This window comes from Hydrogenovibrio marinus (assembly GCF_013340845.1).
GTDB classification, from domain to species: Bacteria; Pseudomonadota; Gammaproteobacteria; order Thiomicrospirales; family Thiomicrospiraceae; genus Hydrogenovibrio; species Hydrogenovibrio marinus.
Genome location: NZ_AP020335.1, coordinates 490,169 through 508,968, shown reverse-complemented (window position 1 = coordinate 508,968; position 18,800 = coordinate 490,169). Strand labels below are relative to the sequence as shown.

At 41.6% G+C, this 18,800-nt stretch carries 13 protein-coding genes and 1 rRNA gene; 9 read left to right on the top strand and 5 right to left on the bottom strand.

Features of this window, described 5'->3' with window-relative positions; translation table 11 throughout:
- Positions 1-9 precede the first annotated feature (9 nt).
- The 4 genes from HVMH_RS02360 to HVMH_RS02345 form a co-directional block, all read right to left on the bottom strand.
- Positions 10-1,553, bottom strand: a 16S ribosomal RNA gene (locus HVMH_RS02360).
- A gap of 569 nt (positions 1,554-2,122) precedes the next feature.
- Positions 2,123-3,574, bottom strand: a complete 1,452-nt coding sequence (locus tag HVMH_RS02355) for an efflux transporter outer membrane subunit (protein WP_051623019.1) — start codon at positions 3,572-3,574, stop codon at positions 2,123-2,125.
- A complete protein-coding gene (locus HVMH_RS02350; protein ID WP_029910163.1) occupies positions 3,571-6,717 on the bottom strand; it encodes an efflux RND transporter permease subunit in 3,147 nt (1,048 codons plus the stop codon). The genes HVMH_RS02355 and HVMH_RS02350 overlap by 4 nt, the downstream gene beginning before the upstream one ends.
- A 12-nt stretch (positions 6,718-6,729) precedes the next feature.
- Positions 6,730-7,851, bottom strand: a complete 1,122-nt coding sequence (locus HVMH_RS02345; protein ID WP_162178148.1) for an efflux RND transporter periplasmic adaptor subunit — start codon at positions 7,849-7,851, stop codon at positions 6,730-6,732.
- Positions 7,852-8,016: 165 nt separating this feature from the next.
- On the opposite strand from HVMH_RS02345, the gene HVMH_RS02340 reads away from it, so the two are divergent.
- The 3 genes from HVMH_RS02340 to HVMH_RS11785 all read left to right on the top strand — a co-directional run bounded on the left by HVMH_RS02340 (position 8,017) and on the right by HVMH_RS11785 (position 10,158).
- Positions 8,017-8,703, top strand: coding sequence for a TetR/AcrR family transcriptional regulator (locus HVMH_RS02340; protein WP_174403343.1), 687 nt, complete (start codon positions 8,017-8,019; stop codon positions 8,701-8,703).
- A gap of 219 nt (positions 8,704-8,922) precedes the next feature.
- Positions 8,923-9,384 carry an Arm DNA-binding domain-containing protein gene (locus HVMH_RS11790; protein WP_197942628.1) on the top strand — a complete coding sequence of 154 codons (462 nt, stop codon included), beginning with the start codon at positions 8,923-8,925 and terminating at the stop codon, positions 9,382-9,384.
- Between the two features lie 96 nt (positions 9,385-9,480).
- Entirely contained in the window at positions 9,481-10,158 is a 678-nt protein-coding gene (locus HVMH_RS11785; RefSeq protein ID WP_197942627.1) for a tyrosine-type recombinase/integrase, read from the top strand.
- Here the strand turns inward: HVMH_RS11785 and HVMH_RS02330 are convergent.
- Positions 10,155-11,720: a tetratricopeptide repeat protein gene (locus tag HVMH_RS02330; protein WP_081849415.1), complete on the bottom strand. Its 1,566-nt coding sequence runs from the start codon at positions 11,718-11,720 to the stop codon at positions 10,155-10,157. The two genes, HVMH_RS11785 and HVMH_RS02330, sit on opposite strands and share 4 nt — an antisense overlap.
- A 35-nt stretch (positions 11,721-11,755) precedes the next feature.
- On the opposite strand from HVMH_RS02330, the gene HVMH_RS02325 reads away from it, so the two are divergent.
- From HVMH_RS02325 to HVMH_RS02300, 6 genes are all read left to right on the top strand, one after another.
- Positions 11,756-12,652 carry a hypothetical protein gene (locus HVMH_RS02325; protein ID WP_029910176.1) on the top strand — a complete coding sequence of 299 codons (897 nt, stop codon included), beginning with the start codon at positions 11,756-11,758 and terminating at the stop codon, positions 12,650-12,652.
- 127 nt (positions 12,653-12,779) lie between these two features.
- Positions 12,780-13,772, top strand: coding sequence for a hypothetical protein (locus HVMH_RS02320; protein WP_155988740.1), 993 nt, complete (start codon positions 12,780-12,782; stop codon positions 13,770-13,772).
- Between the two features lie 24 nt (positions 13,773-13,796).
- Positions 13,797-14,959, top strand: a protein-coding gene (locus HVMH_RS02315) for an IS3 family transposase (protein ID WP_155988733.1) whose coding sequence is annotated in 2 segments (ribosomal slippage) — positions 13,797-14,061 and positions 14,061-14,959 — 1,164 coding nt in all. Because the reading frame shifts where the segments join, the coding sequence is not laid out codon by codon here.
- Between the two features lie 299 nt (positions 14,960-15,258).
- A protein-coding gene (locus HVMH_RS02310) for an IS3 family transposase (protein ID WP_155988733.1) occupies positions 15,259-16,421 on the top strand; the annotation gives its coding sequence in 2 pieces (ribosomal slippage) (positions 15,259-15,523 and positions 15,523-16,421; 1,164 coding nt in all).
- 82 nt (positions 16,422-16,503) lie between these two features.
- Complete coding sequence (locus HVMH_RS02305; RefSeq protein ID WP_029910180.1) at positions 16,504-16,782, top strand: hypothetical protein; 279 nt, start codon at positions 16,504-16,506, stop codon at positions 16,780-16,782.
- Positions 16,779-18,368, top strand: coding sequence for a replication endonuclease (locus HVMH_RS02300; protein ID WP_035628890.1), 1,590 nt, complete (start codon positions 16,779-16,781; stop codon positions 18,366-18,368). The genes HVMH_RS02305 and HVMH_RS02300 overlap by 4 nt, the downstream gene beginning before the upstream one ends.
- Positions 18,369-18,800: the final 432 nt, after the last annotated feature.

Sequence of the window (18,800 nt, the reverse complement as noted above, 5' to 3'; positions counted from 1 at the left end):
TTTTTTCTTAAAGGAGGTGATCCAGCCGCAGGTTCCCCTACGGCTACCTTGTTACGACTTCACCCCAGTCATGAATCACAAAGTGGTAAGCGCCCTCCCGAAGGTTAGACTACCTACTTCTTTTGCAACCCACTCCCATGGTGTGACGGGCGGTGTGTACAAGGCCCGGGAACGTATTCACCGTGACATTCTGATTCACGATTACTAGCGATTCCGACTTCATGGAGTCGAGTTGCAGACTCCAATCCGGACTACGAAGGGTTTTATGAGATTCGCGCACTGTCGCCAGCTAGCTGCTCTTTGTACCCCCCATTGTAGCACGTGTGTAGCCCATCCCATAAGGGCCATGATGACTTGACGTCGTCCCCGCCTTCCTCCGGTTTATCACCGGCAGTCTCTTTAGAGTTCTCAACTAAATGGTAGCAACTAAAGATAAGGGTTGCGCTCGTTGCGGGACTTAACCCAACATCTCACGACACGAGCTGACGACAGCCATGCAGCACCTGTCACTGCGTTCCCGAAGGCACCAATCTATCTCTAGAAAGTTCGCAGGATGTCAAGGGATGGTAAGGTTCTTCGCGTTGCATCGAATTAAACCACATGCTCCACCGCTTGTGCGGGCCCCCGTCAATTCCTTTGAGTTTTAATCTTGCGACCGTACTCCCCAGGCGGTCAACTTATCGCGTTAGCTGCGCTACTAACCTTTTTAATAAGGCCAACAGCTAGTTGACATCGTTTACGGCGTGGACTACCGGGGTATCTAATCCCGTTCGCTACCCACGCTTTCGCACCTCAGCGTCAGTTTTAAGCCAGGAAGGCGCCTTCGCCACTGATGTTCCTCCAGATATCTACGCATTTCACTGCTACACCTGGAATTCCCCTTCCCTCTCTTAAACTCTAGATTGCCAGTATCGGATGCAATTCCTAGGTTGAGCCCAGGGCTTTCACAACCGACTTAACAGTCCGCCTACGCGCGCTTTACGCCCAGTAATTCCGAATAACGCTTGCACCCTCTGTATTACCGCGGCTGCTGGCACAGAGTTAGCCGGTGCTTCTTCTAAAGTTAACGTCACACTAAGCAGGTATTAACTACTTAGCTTTCCTCACAATTGAAAGTGCTTTACAACCCTCAGGCCTTCTTCACACACGCGGCATGGCTGCATCAAGGTTTCCCTCATTGTGCAATATTCCCCACTGCTGCCTCCCGTAGGAGTCTGGGCCGTGTCTCAGTCCCAGTGTGGCTGATCATCCTCTCAAACCAGCTATAGATCGTCGCCTTGGTAGGCCTTTACCCTACCAACTAGCTAATCTAATATGGGCTCATCCTCTAGCGATACCTTCCAAGGAGAGGGCACCTTTAATCCGTAGATCACATTCGGTATTAGCATACGTTTCCATATGTTGTCCCCAACTAGAGGGCAGATTCCCATACATTACTCACCCGTCCGCCACTCGTCAGCAAGAAAGCAAGCTTTCTCCTGTTACCGTTCGACTTGCATGTGTTAAGCCTGCCGCCAGCGTTCATTCTGAGCCAGGATCAAACTCTTCAGTTTAATCTTTTGACTTGTTTTTTTAATTGCTTGTCTGCAACACAAATTAAACACTCGAAATTAACAAGGTACATGTATTATTAAATACCTAAGTATTCAACAATTAACCATATACATAGTTGTCGAGATATTTATGTTTTTAGCAACTACTTACTTAAGTAGCTCCCACATAAATTATCTCTGTATTACCTGATTTTTAAAGAACTAAGTCCGGCAAAAAGACTCGAATTTTCCAAGCATTTTTGCTGTCGTTAAGCTGTGAATTATAGCTTTATTTTCTCTAACTCGTCAACTTAATTTTTCCGTTTTTTGAAAAATTTTAACTCGATCTTTTCAAAAAACACCCGATTCAAACTTCTAAACTTTCAATCGGTTTTTAACTTCTTTCAGAGTGTCTCCGAAAGAGATGCGTATTCTAATCACTCTGGAAATCTTTGCAAGCCCTATCACTAACTTTTTTACAGTTTTTTTACGTTTTCTACCACCCAACCAAAACTATCAACAACTTACAAACTCCTCATACGAAAAAACCGCCATTTAGCGGTTTTTCCAAATACCCAACCTGGCAGATTTTAGCTCTTCAGAGTCCAGTTTCCACCAATGGCTTTATAGATACTAACCAAAGACGTGTAGTGATTCAGCTTGGTGTTCACATAAGAAAGTTGTGCATTAAACAAACTTCTTTGTGCATCAAGCACCTCAAGATAACTTGAGTATCCAGCGTCAAAACGTTTTTTCGCCAGATCAAGCGAGTTTGCCAAAGCAGTTACTTGCCTTTTCTGTGCTTCAAGCTGCAACTGACTTGCATGATATTTCGTCAATGCATCCAACGTTTCAGCAAAGCCTTTACGAACAGTATCTTGATATTGAATCAACATCGCCTTCTCTTCAGCCTGACTGATTTCAACATCCGCTCTTCTCTTGCCATAATCAAATATCGGCGCAGTTAAGCTCGCACCAACATTCCAGTTAAACGCATCATCTTTAAACAGGTTGGATAAGGATTCACTTTGAACTCCTAGCAAACCGGTCAAACTGATACTTGGGAATAGAGATGCTCGCGCAACACCGATATTAGCATTCGCAGCAATAAGATTTTGCTCCGCAGCAATAACATCTGGTCTTCTTAACAAAAGATCTGAAGGCACGCCCATTGGTACAGATAATACCTGATGGTCTTTGAATTCTTTACCATCGGGCTTTTCGCTATCCAGCATAATTTTCTCTGGAGATTCACCCAACAATAAGGACAAAGCATGGCGCTGCAAATCTCTTTGCTCTCTTAATTTATATAAAGACACTTCAACCGAAGCCAATTCAGCCTCTGCCTGCTGAACAGACAAAGGGGTAATACTTCCAAGTTGTAACTGTTTCTTTCTTAGCTCAAGCGCCTCTTTACGAGAAGTCACAGTATCCTCTGCAAGAATGACAGAGTGATCCAGTGCTCTCAAATTAAGATATGCATTCGCGATTGCTGCCGTAACACTCAGGTCGACAGCATCCTTATTAGCCTCAGTCGCCTTTAGATTTGCCTCAGCTGAAGCTTTCAGAGAAGAAACTCTTCCCCAAATATCAACTTCATAGCTCAACAAGCCACCTAAAGAATAACTGTTGTACTCAGCGCCCTGACCAACAGGATAAGCCTGGTTACTAGATTTTGTGCGCGATGCACCTGCCGTCGCATCAAGCTCAGGGTAGCTACCAGCCTGCGCCTGAGTCAGATAGGATCGTGCCTGCTTGAGACGCAAAACAGCAATTTGTATATCTTTGTTCTGCGCACGGCCTTTTTCAATTAGCTGATACAAAACCTTATCGCCAGACAAACTATCCCACCACTGCTCTTCTGTCATCTGAGCTTTTTGCACAGATGTCGGCAAAGACTCCGCCCAAACCTTTGGCATATCTACTTTAGGCTTATCATAAACAGGCATTTGACTACACGCCGCCAAAAGCAATGGAGTCATCACCATTAAGTACTTAGGTGAAAATATTTTCATGGTTTTTTTAAACTTGAAATTACTCATAATGACTCTTCTTTAGGTAAATGTTTTTCCGAAATCTTTTCTTTGGATACGTATTCAGAGAACGCCGCAACCCATCTAAAGAACATCGGTATAAACAAAGGTGCCAAGAAAGTTGCGGCAACCATACCACCAACTACTCCAGTACCTACAGCATGACGCGCTGCAGCACCGGCACCTTCACTCAACATAAGTGGCACCGCACCGATGGTGAATGCCAAAGACGTCATAACAATCGGTCTAAACCTTAACTTAGCGGCTTCGGTTGCTGCTTGAACCAAATCCATCCCCGCCTTACGTTTCTGCATCGCAAACTCAACAATCAAGATTGCGTTCTTAGCAGAAAGTCCTATCAGCGTCAGCAAGCCGAGCTCGAAATAAATATCGTTACTCAATCCTGCCAAGTGAACTGCAACTGACGCACCAAGTACTGCAAACGGAACCGCCACAATAACCGCGATCGGAATCGTCCAACGCTCATATTGCGCAGCAAGAATCAGGAACACAAACAACAACCCGAACATAAAGGCCTGTGCACCAGCACCAGAAGCCTGCTTCTCTTGGAAGGCTTCACCAACCCAACCAAGCGTATAGCCTTCAGGTAAAACCTGATTAGCCACTTCTTCAAATGCTTTTAGCGCTTGACCAGAAGTATAACCAGGCGCTGGTTCACCCATCAGCTTAGCAGCAGGGAACAAGTTGAATCGGTCAACAATGTCCGCCCCTGTCACGCGCTTGAATGAGACCAATGCACTTAACGGAATCATCTTCCCTGTCGTAGAGCGCACAAACACCTGCGACATATCTCTAGGCCCTTCACGGTATTTCGCTTCAGACTGAAGATTAACCTTATAAGTACGTCCATAAAGGTTAAAGTCGTTGACATACAAACTACCAAAAGTCGCCTGCATCGCTGAAAACACTTGGTCAACAGGCACCTGCATTGCATTGGCCTTCTCACGATCCAACACCGCACGATACTGAGGCACCTTTGTCGAGAACGTCGTTCTCACCTGCTTCAACTCAGGACGCTGACTCGCTTTTTTAACCAATTCATCTGTGATCTTACTCAATTCAAGCGACCCAGTACCATTACGGTTCTGTAGATAAACTTCAAAACCACCTGTCATACTCAAGCCCATGATCGTCGGCATACCGATAGGGATTGAGAACGCATCAGGAACACGCATCAACTGCCCAAATAGAGAACCTACAATTGCTTGTGCTGATAGGTTTGGCGCTTCACGCTCATCCCAAGGCGCCAACTTAACAAAGGAAACACCCGAATCTGTTTTTTCTGCAAATGTCTGTAAGTCAAACCCAGCAAAACTGATCGCATGTTCAACTCCAGGGTGCTTACGCACAATCTCAGAAACCTGGTCTCTTACTTTTTCCGTTCTAGCCAATGAACTGGCAGGTGGCAAATAAGACAGTACAAACAAAGTCCCTTTATCTTCCTGAGGAATCAAACTCTTCGGAATAGAACTCAGCTGTTGATACGTCAATGCGCCTAATCCTATGAACAGCAACAGACTCAACAAGCTGTAACGCATGATTTTCGATACACCAGCACCAAACTTATCCGTTAACCAACCAAAACCGGCATTAAACTTATCGAAGAAACCACCCGAAACCTTATGCTCTGCTTTGATCAAGTTCGCACAAAGTGCTGGCGTCAGCGTCAATGCCACAATCCCGGAAATCGTTACTGACACAACAATGGTGATTGCAAACTGCTTATACATCTCCCCCGTCAAACCTTGAATAAAGGCAACAGGAATAAACACTGCAGAAAGCACCAGTACAATTGCAATAACCGGCGCTGTAACTTCCTTCATCGCCTTTATTGTTGCTTCTCTCGGACTCAATCCTTCGGAGGACATGATCCTCTCCACGTTTTCAATAACGATAATGGCGTCATCCACCACGATACCTATCGCAAGAATCATCCCGAACAGTGTTAATTGATTTATCGAAAACCCTAGCAAATAAAGTCCGGCAAAAGTACCGATAATCGACACCGGAATCGCTAACACAGGAATAATGGTCGCGCGCCAGTTCTGCAAGAACAGGAACACCACCAACACAACCAGCAACAAGGCTTCAAACAATGTTTGCACAACTTTTTCAATGGAGATTTTTACAAACTCTGTCGTATCGTATGGCATGGCATACTTCAACCCAACCGGAAACTTCTCTGACATACGTTGCATTTCCTGATCAACCAACTTGGAAACTTCCAAGGCGTTTGCTCCCGGTTGCAAGAAAATCCCCATAGGAACTGTTGGCTTGCCATCATAAGTCGCATTAAAGTTATAGGCTTGCGCCCCCAACTCAACACGTGCAACATCTTTCAGTCTTAAACGACTACCGTCTTTATTTGCTCTAAGGATGATGTTCTCAAACTCTTTTACATCACTGAAACGACCTTCTGTCGTGACCGTGTAAGTAAACGCCTGAGGATTATCCATCGGCTCTTGACCAAAACGACCCGCTGCAAACTGAGAGTTTTGTCCACGGATAGCTGTCGCGATATCACTTGGCGTTAAACCATATTTCGCCATCTTGTTCGGGTTAAGCCAAATTCTCATCGAATAGTTTTTACTACCGAACTGACGAACCTCACCTACACCTGGAATACGCTTCAAGTCATCTAAAACGTTAATCAAACCATAGTTGGCAATAAAGACCGTGTCCAAACTGGAGTCCGGTGAGTACAACGCAATTACCTTAAGAATACTGGTTGAGCGCTTGTTCACTTGCACCCCTAAGCGCTGAACCTCTTCCGGCAACTGACTCAAAGCACTCTGCACTTTGTTGTTTACATCAATGGTTGCCTTATCCGCATCCGTACCAATTTTAAAGGTAACGGTTAAGTTCAATGTTCCGGCAGATGACGTGGTACTGTTAATATAAATCATATTATCAACACCGTTTATTGCCTGCTCCAAAGGTGCGGCAACAGTGCTGGAAATAGTTTCAGCGTTTGCACCTGGATAGGTTGCTGTCACATTTACCTGCGGCGGCACAATCTGAGGATATTCGGCAATCGGCAATGCTTTCATGCCGATATAACCTGCTATCACAATAATTGCAGAAAAAACCGTCGCCATAACCGGACGGTCAATGAAAAACTTTGAAATCATGAAGTCGCCCTTTTATTTATTCACTTGTGCTTTTGGCGCTGCGTCTGGAACAATAGGAGAAACTGGTGTGTTCGGACGCAACTTAATCAGGTTTGCTGTAACCACCTGATCACCTTCTTTAAGCCCACCGTTCACCAAGAACTTATCACCACTTGTCGTCGCAATTTGCACCGGCATCAAATTCGCCACGCCATTTTTCACAACATAGACAAACGCCTGCTGCCCGACTTGCAACACTGCCTTTTGAGGAATCGTAAACACACCTAGTCGTTTCGCTCCTGACAAACGTACACGTACAAATTCACCCGGCAACAAAATATGGTCTGCATTTTCAAAGGTCGCTCTGGCCATCACACTACCCGTGTCGGTATCAATTTTACTATCGGTAAAATCAACCACACCTTTGCCAATCACTTTTTGATCTTGACCAACCATCTCAACATCAAACTTTCTATCCGTTGGCATTGCTAGCTGTCCAGAAGCAACCAAACTTCTCTGCTCATTCATATCATTATCAGGAATAGAAAAGTTTGCATAAATTGTGTCTAGGTTTGTAATGGTTGTCAGCGTGCTATTGGCAGCAGAAGTCCCCACCAAACTACCAACATCCTGTTGTTTCTGACTTGTAAAACCTGAAATCTCTGCCTTCACTTTGGTATAACCCAAATCAATTTGCGCATCACTCAAAGACGCTTTTGCACCCTCAAGCCCAGCTTGTGCCAACTCAAAACTGGATAACGCATTATCCATTTCCTGTTCACTCACAGCCTTGTTCTTATACAAACCTTTAACACGCTTGTATTCACGCTCGGCTTGCTTTACTTTCGCCTCTTCAACATCCACTTGCGCTTTTGCTTGAGTCACTTTCGCTTGATAGCGTCTTGGATCAATCAAATACAAATCTTGCCCGGCCTTGACCTTATCACCATCCTGGTAATACTTCTTCTCCAAGATACCCGACACCTGAGCAACCACCTGTACCTGCTGCGCAGCTTCCGTTCTGGCAGGATATTCATAAGTTACAGGTACATCCGTTTTCTTAACAACAACAACTGGGACAGGCATTGGAGGTCTCTTTTGTTCAGCAACAGCCGATGCACTAAATAGAGCAGCAACCAATGAAACGACAGTCATTTTTCTTGTCACAACAAAGTTAAAGCCATACATATATAAATATCCCATTAAATAAAAAAATTAAATTTGAATAATAGTGTAGCATACATTACACTTTGTTTGTCTATAGGGAATAATGATTATTTTTAAAAATGAATGATAAAATACTACACCATGGAAGATATATTGAAAACTCAAAACGCAAATTGCGAACAAACAGACAGCTCAGAAGCCCCTTTTAACAAAGGTGTTGACTGCATTTGCACCACCAAAAGAGGCATTGCCAGACACCAAAAACTTCTCGAAGTTGCTACTGCCGCATTCCTCAAAAATGGATACGACGGCGCAAGCGTCAATGAAATTGTAAAAGAAGCAGGCGGTTCTTTAGGAACACTCTATAGACTATTTGGTAATAAACTCGGTTTATTTGAAGCCGTACTTAAAATCAAAACCAGTGAGCTTTTTGATGATTTTGAATCAGAAGACGTCTGGACAGACGATATCCGAACCAGTCTCCTGAAATTTGGCCGACGACTCCAAAGTGTCGCCCACAAACCTGACGGACTATCCCTATATAAAATCGTTGTTGCTGAAAACAGCATTGATAAACAGGAAATTCAACAAATCTTCTATACACATGGCCCCCAAAGAGCCAACCGCCTCCTTTCTTCCTACCTGAAAAAACAAGTCAACTGCAACAAAATGCGTATTCAGAACTGCGACATTGCAGCCAACCAACTTCTAGAAATGATCAAAGCACCACTAATGAAGTGCTTACTTGGCATTGAAACAACACAAGAAGAGCTCGATACCGCTCTTCATCAAGGCGTGGATATCTTTTTAAGAGGCACGCTCGTTAATAGAGAAGACTAAACAAAGACAAGATAAATGGTGCCTCCTCTGTGACTTGAACACAGGACCTACCGATTATGAGCCAGATTAAGGACTATATCCAGAAAAACCACCATGAACAACAATAAACAATTAAATAAACAATATCAACAACTTACAATAAATTAATTTGTTCACCCTCGTTCATCAAAATACGCTAGAATATAATGAGTTTGCTACATATGTGCTACAAAAAATTATATGGCTATCCGGCGTAAAATCAGCATTTCGACCATAAAAGAGTTAAAAATTGAGGACCAGAGGATCAATGATACTGAAATCTCTGGATTTCATGCACGTATTTCAAAAACGGGTCGTATCACCTATTATCTGTTCTACAGGCTTCACGGTCAGCAATACAACTATAAAATAGGGACTCATGGCGATCTCACCCCCGTTCAAGCCAGAGACATTGCAAAACTTCGCTCTGCTGATGTGGCAATGGGCAAAGACATCCAAGAAGAACGCAAAGAAGCCAAAGCGGAAACCAAACGCCGTTACCATTTAAGGTTGGACCGCTACTTAGAAGAAAACTATTTCCCATTTCTTGAAGCCAGAAACCCAAAAACTTCTCGCAAGACTGTTAATGAAATCAAATCAGCCTTCAAAGAGTTCCTAGATACCGACATTGATAAGATCACCCCTTTTCAAATTGAAAAATGACGCAGCCGTAAAGTCAAAGCACAACTCACCCCCAGCACCATTAACGGATATATCAACAGTTTAAAAGGTGCACTCTCTAGAGCTGTCGATTGGGGTGTGATTGAAAAACATGATCTAAACAAGGTTAAGGCGATTAAATTCGATAACACGGTTGTTCGTTATCTCAACCCACAAGAAGAAAATGCTCTAGAAGATGCTGTCCGTATTCGAAATGAGGAAGCGATTACCGCAAGAAAAAGCGCCAATGAATTTAGACAAGCCAGAGGCTATGACTTATTCCCTTCATTAGAAGGAGTTAGGTTTATAGACCACGTTGAACCCATCTTATTACTTGCCATGAATACGGGTATGCGCCGAGGCGAGATCCTCTCTTTAAAATGGAAGAATGTCGATCTGGATAGAAAAGTGTTAACGATTACCACTGAAAACAGTAAATCCAAAAAGCTTAGACACATACCTTTAAACACTAAAGCCTATGATGCTTTAACAGATTGGAAAGCACAAAACCCTAATAGCGAATTTGTTTTTGAATCTGAACCCGGCATTCCATTTAAGGATGTTAAAAAAAGATTTGAAGCACTGCTCAAAAAAGCAGAAATTGAGAACTTTAGATTTCATGACTTTAGACATCACTTTGCAAGTAAACTTGTGATGCTCGGTGTAGATCTGAATACCGTTAGAGAACTATTAGGGCACTCAGATCTTAAAATGACTTTACGCTATGCGCACCTTGCACCCGAGCATAAAGCTGAGGCAGTTAACCTGCTAGGCTAAACCGCCGAACTAGCCCCCTGTTGTTTGGCTTTTTTCTGTTCTTCTATTGCTTTTTGCACAGCCTTTAACTTGTCGTCAATTTTGGGGTTTATATAATCCAACAATACTGGAGAATTTATTCCTGTCTGAAAAACCCTTATAATGACTCCATCACTCAGTTGCCATAGATAGTATGCCACGCCCTTACTTTCATCGCTTTCTGTTTTAGAATAATGACCATACTTATCTTCTACCAGTTTTTCGACCTTTAAAATCTGACCACTTTCAGACTTACTAGGAAAAACATATCTAGCTGCGGCAAACTGCCCTTTATAATAAAAAACGTCCAACTGACTCGAACCTTTTAAAACCTTATCTGACTTATACACATCTGCAAAGTATTTCCAGTCCTCTCTAGCAACCTCTGCGCCTGCTTTTTTAATCTGTTCACTAAAACTATCCCTTAATGCACAAATTAATGGTTCACCAAATAATGTTACAACCGATCTACTTGAGCAAGCAGTTTTTTCTTTCTGAATAGCTTCTATCTCAGAGGAGGCATATTTTTCATAGCCACCATGGTTGTTTACAGTTTTTCTAAACCAAAATAAAGCCCTTTCATTACTTTTAGGAACCCCCCTCGCATTTCTATATGAGAACCCTAAATAATATTGAGCCCCATTATTATTTTCCTGTGCGAGTTTGAACAACATTGACACGCCCTTTTTCTGTATGGACTCGCTATTATTCAACACATATAATCTTGCCAGACGAAACTGCGCAACCTTACACCCATTTTCTGATGCTTTTGTGAACCACTTTACTGCCAAATTAAAATCACGCTTTACCAAATCTCCAGCTTCATAAGCCTGGCCGACTCTATTCTGGCTGCGGTAATACCCTCTCTCAGCACCCTTCATGTACCAAGCAAATGCTTCCTTAGGTTTTTTCCCCCCAGCCAAACCCTTTTCGAGGATTAAGCCAACATAGAATGGTGCTTTTGAATGCCCCATGTCGGAAGCTTTCTTAAACGCATTAAAAGCTTTCTTATAATCACGCTTTGTACCTAAACCATTAAATAAAAAATAACCATAGTTATACATTCCGTTGGGATAACCATCCTTTACCCCTTGCTCAGCTGAAATCTTCGCGTATTTAAAAGCTTTCTCAGTATCCTTTGGAACTCCATCTCCGTTTAAATACATAGATGTAAGTTCCAAACTTGCTAAGCTATCTTTTTGGTTCGCCGCCTTCGTCAATAAAAATAACGCTTTCTCATTATCTTTTGGAAAACCTCCTTTCCCGTATCGATACTCCAAGCCCAGCAACGACTCTGCATGCACATCGCCTTTTTCAACTAAGGGCTCCAGTAAATTGTATGCCGCCTTATAGTCTTTCTTTTTTAAGGCACTGAAAACAGCGCCTTGAACATCTTCAAAAGATGCAAAAACAGAATTTACACACGCAAACAATAGCATCGTCCCTAATAAAAAACTCTTCACAACTTGCCCCTTAGATTTAACTAATTTTTTGAAGTCTATTCCCTGATTTGTAATTGCATTATATCTAGAATAACTTACCATTAAACGACAATGGAACTTCACAAACGATTATAAACATGACTCTAGAACGAGAATTTTTACACTTAGATGAAGCTGGGGATCTACCAGGAATTAGTAAGTATGATGTTATCGAAATGATAAGATCCGGAAAGATTAATGCATATGCATGGATTCCACAACACAAGCTATTTGCTGTAGCAAAATTTAAGCAATACGAAAAGTATTCAACTTTAGGTTCATTTCAGTACGAGGGGGTTGTCTCTTTTGATTCTACTGCTGCAATTGAAATTTTGGATGACAATAAAACCGTGTCTTTGACCTATGTGGAAATTTCTGAACCACAAAAAATTCATAATTGGTCCAGTGAAGCTCCTAGCATCAAATACCCTAACGACCGATATTCAAGCCATTTACCATACACAGAAGTACCAGATTTCTCTTTTCTTTCTTGCAAAGAGCCTAAGTCCGTTAGTGATATTACCGCTCCACTTTATGAACAAATAGTCAACGCAGCTAAAGCATTTAATGCTGAACCAGATGCAATCAGCCACGGGAAAGAACTAATGGCTGAAACGTTAGAAAAATTTAGCACGAATATAGAAAGTAGTTCTATCAAAATAAAGCCTAATCAGTTTCGCTTCAAAAAGAGTGAAATCCCTGTCCTGAATACACCAAAAATTCAAAAACAGGTAGAGCAATCAACACAGAGCCTATTAGATCAGCTAATCATTGAAATCATGAACAATGGAATAAGTCGCTCCGACCACATCTGGAATATCCTTAAGGCAGAATCAAAGCAAGAAATATTTGATCGACAGTATGACCAATATGGAATTATTGAAGAGATCAGCAATGAAAGAATAGCTTGGAAAGGGATTTCAAAAGAAAGATCAATGTCTCGAAGAACATTTATTAATAGAGTTTCAAAGCTGCGTAAAAATGTATCAACTTAAAAAATATCTCCAAAGCTATATCTATCCATTAACCCTGTCTATATTCTTACCTTTTTTTGTGCTGTGGGTTAGTTATTTTATATTCGAAGTTATGATTTATATTGGGAAGATTTTCGAGTTCACATGGATGTCAAACACAAAGTCATTTTGGACTTCAGTTCTTCCAGTAGCCTTATCAGGTGTTTCAGCTACTGCGATTTCCTATTTAGTTGGAAACAAAGTACTGGAACCTACAAATATTAATTCAAAGAGTGTTAAACAACTTTTTAACAAAACTGCAGCATCTATACAACTCAACTATTTTTTTCTCTTTATTGCCCTACTGAGCTTAAAAATAATTTCTTTTAAATCCAACATATTTGCAACATATTTATTAACCTATTTAGCTTCAAGCTGGTTTATAACATTTGCATATTTTGGAGCACAACTACACTTCAAAAAAAAACCAACAAAAAAGTTAGCTGTTCTTTTTTTTGTTTCAACACTTACTCTGCTTTTTTCATTAGACTTTTACATCCCAAATAGCACAAACTTTTATGACTGGAGAGTTGTTGCAATTCATCTAATCTATTTATTTGTCACAACAATGGCTATTTATTACTTAGACCAACTATTACGTTTCAATAAAGAAACCAGGCTTCAAAACAGCCTAGTTATACTGTGGCTCATGACACTACTAATTATTGCGGCATACGTTTCAAGTCTAGCCAACTTCAGCGAAGCGAAAAACTATCTCACAGTCATTTTTATAGTTTTTGCACCAATTATACTAGGGCTTTTTCTAAACATTATCCTAGTACTCACCCAAGATGAAATTGAACAAAAAGCATACAAACCCCTTTCCCTTCTTAGAACAAGCCAACTCCTAACAAATTTCTCAATACCAAGACGGATTCTCGATCTTTTAATTATTACGCCATTTGAAGTTCTAACTTGCCTTTTAATTCATCTTCCTATCATGTTGCTAGAAATCATCTTTATGCCTGACACAGCATTAAAACCTCAAATGCTATTTCGTTTAACTAAAAGAAAATCACTAGAATTGAAAAAAACTTCACTATTAGATTCACGGCTAGTGAACTGGTCTAATGGAAACGGACACTTCAATGAGAGACAATAGATGTTGTCGAATCTAGGAGTGGTTATGAATCAGAAGCGAGTTTATAAAACTTACACCAAAGAATTTAAACAAGAAGCGGTCGCGCTTGTCACTGAACAAGGTTATAGCGTTGCTGAAGCGGCGCAAGCGCTAGGCGTTAATCCAAACTTGCTTTACAAGTGGAAAGACAAGCTTGAAGCGCAAACCAATGGTGCGGCCTTAAGCGATAATGAGCGTGAAGAACTCAAAAAGCTGCGAGCTGAAAACAAGCGGCTTCGAATGGAAAAAGACATTTTAAAAAAGGCCTCAGCCTTCTTCGCCCGAGAAATGCACTAGGATTTGAGTTTATCCATACGTTGGCGCAAGAAGGCTACTCGGTTAAATTAAGCTGTAAGGTGATGAGTTTTAGCCGCTCCGGCTATTACGATTGGATCAAGCGTCCCAAGGCTATTATTACCGAAGAACAACTGCGACTGTATCGGCGAGCTAAAGCCCTTTTTATAGCCAGTCGAAACAGTCTCGGTTCACGAGAACTGATGAAGCGATTACGTAAAGAAGGCTTTAAGGTTGGGCGCCACAAAGTCATCAAGTTAATGGAAATCTTAAACCTAAAGGTTGAACAGCGTGTTGCATTCAAAGTCACCACAAAACGGGACCCAAGCCACGCTGTGGCAGATAACCTTGTGAACATGGACTTTAACCCCACAGGCATGAATCAAGTGTGGGCCGGTGATATCACCTATTTAAAAACCGCACAGGGTTGGCTATACCTGAGCGTGGTGATGGACTTGTACTCACGCCGGATTATCGGTTGGTCAATCAGCCCGCGCATGACCACCGAACTCGTGCTTGAGTCGCTCAAGCAAGCCTACTGGCTTAGAAAGCCGCCCAAAGGGGTGATCTTCCATAGTGATCGTGGATCACAATACACCAGTGACGCATTTAGAGCGCAGCTGAAACAATTCAAAATCCGAGCCTCAATGGGCGATGTTGGCGCGTGTTGGGATAATGCCGTGGTTGAAAGGTTCTTTGGCAGTTTAAAGCATGACTGGCTGCTCAAAGTACATCAACCTAACCATGAGCATATGATTGACGATGTGAAAGCGTATATGCGTTATTACAACTTAGAAAGGCTTCATACAAGCAATGGTGACATGAGTCCTATTGAATATGAAAATTATAAACGTGATGTGTCCGAAATTGCTTGACCAGTACATAGCTTCACAACAGAAAAAGTGAACCTAAAGTGTACTTCGAGCAATACAGAGGTACACAAAAATGAACAACAAAATTTCTTCAAGAGCTTTATCTGAACAGGAAGCATCTCAATACATCGGTATGAGCCGATCCTTTCTCCGTCAATCGAGAATGGAGGGGGACCGTATAAACCGAACACCTGCTCCTCCATTTATAAAAATTGGCAGATCCATTCGTTATCTTGAACTGGTCTAATGGAAACGGACACTTCAATGAGAGACAATAGATGTTGTCGAATCTAGGAGTGGTTATGAATCAGAAGCGAGTTTATAAAACTTACACCAAAGAATTTAAACAAGAAGCGGTCGCGCTTGTCACTGAACAAGGTTATAGCGTTGCTGAAGCGGCGCAAGCGCTAGGCGTTAATCCAAACTTGCTTTACAAGTGGAAAGACAAGCTTGAAGCGCAAACCAATGGTGCGGCCTTAAGCGATAATGAGCGTGAAGAACTCAAAAAGCTGCGAGCTGAAAACAAGCGGCTTCGAATGGAAAAAGACATTTTAAAAAAGGCCTCAGCCTTCTTCGCCCGAGAAATGCACTAGGATTTGAGTTTATCCATACGTTGGCGCAAGAAGGCTACTCGGTTAAATTAAGCTGTAAGGTGATGAGTTTTAGCCGCTCCGGCTATTACGATTGGATCAAGCGTCCCAAGGCTATTATTACCGAAGAACAACTGCGACTGTATCGGCGAGCTAAAGCCCTTTTTATAGCCAGTCGAAACAGTCTCGGTTCACGAGAACTGATGAAGCGATTACGTAAAGAAGGCTTTAAGGTTGGGCGCCACAAAGTCATCAAGTTAATGGAAATCTTAAACCTAAAGGTTGAACAGCGTGTTGCATTCAAAGTCACCACAAAACGGGACCCAAGCCACGCTGTGGCAGATAACCTTGTGAACATGGACTTTAACCCCACAGGCATGAATCAAGTGTGGGCCGGTGATATCACCTATTTAAAAACCGCACAGGGTTGGCTATACCTGAGCGTGGTGATGGACTTGTACTCACGCCGGATTATCGGTTGGTCAATCAGCCCGCGCATGACCACCGAACTCGTGCTTGAGTCGCTCAAGCAAGCCTACTGGCTTAGAAAGCCGCCCAAAGGGGTGATCTTCCATAGTGATCGTGGATCACAATACACCAGTGACGCATTTAGAGCGCAGCTGAAACAATTCAAAATCCGAGCCTCAATGGGCGATGTTGGCGCGTGTTGGGATAATGCCGTGGTTGAAAGGTTCTTTGGCAGTTTAAAGCATGACTGGCTGCTCAAAGTACATCAACCTAACCATGAGCATATGATTGACGATGTGAAAGCGTATATGCGTTATTACAACTTAGAAAGGCTTCATACAAGCAATGGTGACATGAGTCCTATTGAATATGAAAATTATAAACGTGATGTGTCCGAAATTGCTTGACCAGTACATCTAAAGGATGATTTAGATAATTGGCTAGAGAGTTTTCGTAAAGATATTTCCGGTAACGTTTCCGGAGGTTGCTATGAATAACTTTGCAAAAAGAAAAACACAATTACTGGACTGGTTTAAAAAAGGGAACATTATCGAAAGATGTTCGGAACCGGGCCCTGTTTTCGGTAAATTTTCCGGAACTGAAGCTTGCCCGGTTTCCGGAATTGAGCCGTTAACCGCCCGACTTTTCCGGGATGGGATTCTCAAATACAAAACTTTCTATTCATATGGCATTCGCTGGGAAAAGTACTATTTACCGGAAACTTCCGGAAAACTTTCCGGTAACGTTTCCGGGGAGCAGTCAAAATGATTTCCGGAAACACTATAGATTTATTACCGGTAATTTCCGATGATCGAAACTTTGTAAAAGAAAAATTATCAAAGTTTCCAGTACCAATTCAAAAAATTATATTTAGTGAATACCGGAAAAAACCAACTCGAAGGGATGCCAATCTTTTTTTACTGGAAATCGAAGAACGCATTTCCGGAAAATTAAGTGTTAAGCCGAAAAACCTAAAACTAAACTACAATGAAGATTCGTTAAGGGAGCTTGCTAATAATCGAGCTGAAATCTGCTCTCGTTACGTTAACGCTAATCCTCAACGTAACGTTAACGAAACTTTTGAATATTTAACTAACTACGCCAAAGAATATGGAGTTTCCGTTAATGTTAACGAAAGAAAAGAAGCTAACATTAAACGTTTATGTGATCCGATTTGGTGGTTGAGAAAACTTCGAAAATCACAAGTTAGGAATGTAGAAACTATCCATCAGCTTCTAAACCAAATTAGCCGGACTAAGCAAATCTATTCCAGTGATTGGGTAGTGAAGAAGAGACGGTTCCAAAACTTGCGTCACGAACGATCTATGTCTTCTACATTTTTAACTAATGAGCTTGGACAAACCTTTTCTTTAAAACAACTTTCAGATAAAAGCATTTCAAACCCCAAAATCCGAAAAGCTGAATTAATGGTTAGAACAAGGGGGTTTGAAGAATGTGCAAAAGTTGAAGGACATAAAGCCTTGTTTCTAACTCTTACATGTCCTTCAAAATATCATAGTGCTTTTAGTAAATCCGGTGACCCTAATCCTAAATGGGCAGGACACACTCCTCTTGAAGCCCAAAATTACCTAAATAATATTTGGCAACGCATCAGAGCAAAACTTGATAGAGAAGGTATTCGCATTTACGGTTTCAGAGTTGCTGAACCTAATCATGATGGAACACCTCATTGGCACCTACTTATCTTCGTTAACGTTAATGAATCAAAAGCACTTGTCGAAATATTTCACCACTACGCCCTTTTAGAAGATCCCGAAGAAAAAGGGGCAAAAGAACATCGCTTGACAGTAACGAAAATTGACCCAACAAAAGGTTCTGCTACAGGATACATCGCTAAGTACATTTCTAAGAATATTGATGGTTCAGACCTTGAAGAGGGTTTTTATGGTGAGAATCCAATTGTAGCTGCTGAGCGCGTTAATGCTTGGGCGGCTTGTTGGGGCATTCGACAGTTTCAGCAGTTAGGTGGCCCCTCTGTTTCTGTTTGGAGAGAGGCAAGAAGACTTAAAGACAAACCGTTAAACATTAATGATAACGTTAACGTAACGTTGCACAACATAACCGGTTCAGCTGTTAATTCTAATTGGCGTGATTTCGTTAACGTTATGGGAGGCGTTTTCGTTAAACGTAAAGATCAAGCAGCAAGAGCACTATATAAATTTGAAGTTGATTACGATACAGGAGAAATTTCTCAACGCTATTTTGATGAAGAACCAATTAGAAAATTAAAAGGTTTCACGGTTGGAAAAGAAGAGGTGATAACTCGAAACTTAAAATGGAAAAAGGAAGCTTTTCAAAGAAAAGATTCCTTTAACTTGGAGTTCTATCAATAACTGTACTGTTTATACCAAAAAAATTGACAACTCGCGACTTTTCTTAGAAGCTAACCAAACAGAGTGAATTTAGGTTAGCGGTGAACGGTGTGGGTTCAACTCCCACCATAGTTGCCTTGTCCTCAGTTGCCATCTTTTTGTTGATAATTTTTTTATACATAAAAAACTTATTGCTAACAACATTGGAATCAGGCCAAAATCCTGATAAGGGGGGTGACAATATGGACAAAAACGCATTAAACCACGTTAAATATGTTGTATCTGCAATAGCAGACGTTACATTGGCGCTGTTTGCAAGCATCTTGGCCTCGGCAGGACCGCTAGCCTAAGTTCATTTAAATTCAATTCATCAATGTTTTTTTAAAGCCAAATATTGAAACCACAAAATTTCTTTTGACTTCTTTACAAACTCAAAACTTAATAGAGCAGAAT